Consider the following 2,218-nt stretch of genomic DNA (forward strand, 5'->3'; position numbering starts at 1 on the left):
TATATCCTTCTTCTACTCAAGAATTGACTTGATATAATCATCAAATAACTTTAATCTCTACCAAAAAATTTTTTTTATCCATCAACACTATTTAAGCAATGATTCAAGAATTAGAAGATTTCAAAAATAGTATTTTAGAGCAACGCTACGAAGATGTTTTAGCTTTGATATATGAATTAGATGGCATGAGTCGGCAAACAAAAATTAATGCCATTGAATCTTTTGTAATTAGAATGTTAATACATCTAATAAAAAATCAACTGGAGCAAAGGTTAACAAATTCTTGGGCAGCTTCTATTCATGGTTCACTAATAGAAATCAAAAAAATCAATCTTCAGGATAATCGAAAATCTTATTACATTAACCAAGACCAATGGCAAACCATCTGAGAAGAAGGGATAGAAGTTGCAATTCGTGATGCTGGTCTAGAAGTTTTAGGTGGAATTTATACACCTTTTCAACTTTTAGATATGGTCGATAAAAATCAAGTAATAAAAATAGCTCAAAATTTACTAGCACTCACTTATAACTACTCTAAAAAAGAATTACCTACAGTAATTAATAATTTTTTGACTGAGTTGCCTGGTGGAGAAAATTGGAGACTAGGAAAATAATCATAGGGAGTAGGGAGTAGGGTTCTTAGAAATAAGGCATTTTCTTGAAAATTGGTATGATATCAAATCCGCTTGATTGGACATAAAAAAATTCTCCAATCGTCATAACTACTCAATCTTTGTAATTCTCTCCCCTCCTGACTCGGTCCGACTGACTTCCCCTCCAGGGAGGGGTTAGGGGTGGGTTGACTCAATTACGACTTAATCAATCTATAACTGTTTAACCGGATTTGATATGACAACTTGTTAGGTTACGAGTATTGACATCCTCCCGACGCTGCTCTACGAGACAGGGCGGGATTCCCTAACATCACTGATAGGGACTTTCTGCTGCCTCTTGCCTCCTTTCCTTCGGAATGCTACGCAAACGGAGGAGCTGCGCTTTTCATGTCGCGAAGCGAAACATAGCACCTGCCTCGGAGGCCGAACCTATGCATCGGTCTAAAGGCGCGCTCCACAGTACGTCGCCAATCCGACGGCTCTCCTAGACACTGCTAGCCCAGCAGCCTTATTCTATTGAGGAGCACACTATTGTAAGAACCGCTCTTATTGATTGGTTTTCCCATGGGACGCTCCCGTGACCGGAGAGCGCGGGTCTTCAACCAACGTTGAGATAAGTTTACAACTTACCCAGAGACTATAATATATGTCTATAATATATGTAGCGTTCAAAACTATAACGTTATAGTTTTTGAACTCTATATATAGTACCTGAGCGTAAGTTCTGAAGTTGTTAACTTGTGGCTAGAGACTAGGAAAATGGTTAGGGTTTGGAGACCAAACCCCTAGAGTTTTTTCACAAATTATTGCATAAAAATCAAGAGATTATTTTTCCTCCTAGCTCTTCTATGATTCCCATTTATTCTGTACGAGCGAATGGCCATTCGCCCCTACGACTCCTGACTCCTCCCAAACCCTAATTAATTTTCTGCTTTACTTTTTGTAGACTTCCTACCACGAGTAGACTTTTTACTACTAGCTTTAGCCTGCAAAAGTTCCAAAGCTTTTTCCAAAGTCATATCCTCAACAGACATATCCTTCGGCAAAGAAGCATTAACCTTACCATACTTCACATAAGGTCCATACTTACCATCATAAATACCTACTGCCTCACCATCTTCAGGATGTTTACCCAAATCTTTCAGTGGAGGAGTAGCCTTAGCACTACCCCGTCTCGCTCTTTTAGGTTGAGCCAATAACTCCAAAGCACGTTCCAAAGTAATAGTCAAAACATCATCCCCAGCTTTCAAAGAACGATAATCTTTGCCACCCTCCTTTCCTTGGTCGTGAACAACATAAGGACCGAAACGTCCTAAATTAGTTTGAATTTTACAACCTGTTTCTGGATGAGTTCCCAAAGTACGAGGTAAAGATAATAACCCGATCGCCATTTCCAAAGTCACATTTTCCATATTTACACCTTTTGGCAAAGAGGCTCGTTTAGGTTTCTTCTTACTTCCCTCTAACTCGTCACCCAACTGTACATAAGGACCGTAACGACCAGTCATTACATATATAGGTTTATCTTCCTCTGGATGAATACCTAATTCCTCTGGACCTTCTGTTTTTTGCTTAAGAATTTTCTCTATTTGTTCTGGGTCTAG

3 protein-coding genes are annotated in these 2,218 nt (G+C 39.0%); 2 read left to right on the forward strand and 1 reads right to left on the reverse strand.

Annotation, left to right across the window (positions count from 1 at the left end; genetic code table 11):
• Positions 1–98: 98 nt before the first annotated feature.
• Together F6K22_RS42825 and F6K22_RS42830 are read left to right on the forward strand one after the other, a co-directional pair.
• Positions 99–389 (forward strand): DUF29 family protein, encoded by a 291-nt coding sequence (locus F6K22_RS42825; RefSeq protein WP_363275412.1) that lies wholly within the window; start codon positions 99–101, stop codon positions 387–389.
• 81 nt (positions 390–470) lie between these two features.
• Positions 471–614 (forward strand): hypothetical protein, encoded by a 144-nt coding sequence (locus F6K22_RS42830; RefSeq protein ID WP_363275414.1) that lies wholly within the window; start codon positions 471–473, stop codon positions 612–614.
• Positions 615–1,534: 920 nt separating this feature from the next.
• Here F6K22_RS42830 and F6K22_RS39180 read toward each other — a convergent pair.
• A partial coding sequence (locus F6K22_RS39180) for a topoisomerase C-terminal repeat-containing protein (RefSeq protein WP_293110379.1) occupies positions 1,535–2,218 on the reverse strand: 684 nt, incomplete at its 5' end.

This window comes from Okeania sp. SIO2F4, assembly GCF_010672385.1.
Lineage (GTDB): Bacteria > Cyanobacteriota > Cyanobacteriia > Cyanobacteriales > Microcoleaceae > Trichodesmium.

Bases quoted from the DNA above. Each gene is read 5' to 3' on its own strand.
- F6K22_RS42825 (WP_363275412.1), top strand. From the start codon at position 99: ATGATTCAAGAATTAGAAGATTTCAAAAATAGTATTTTAGAGCAACGC.
- F6K22_RS42830 (WP_363275414.1), top strand. From the start codon at position 471: ATGGTCGATAAAAATCAAGTAATAAAAATAGCTCAAAATTTACTAGCA.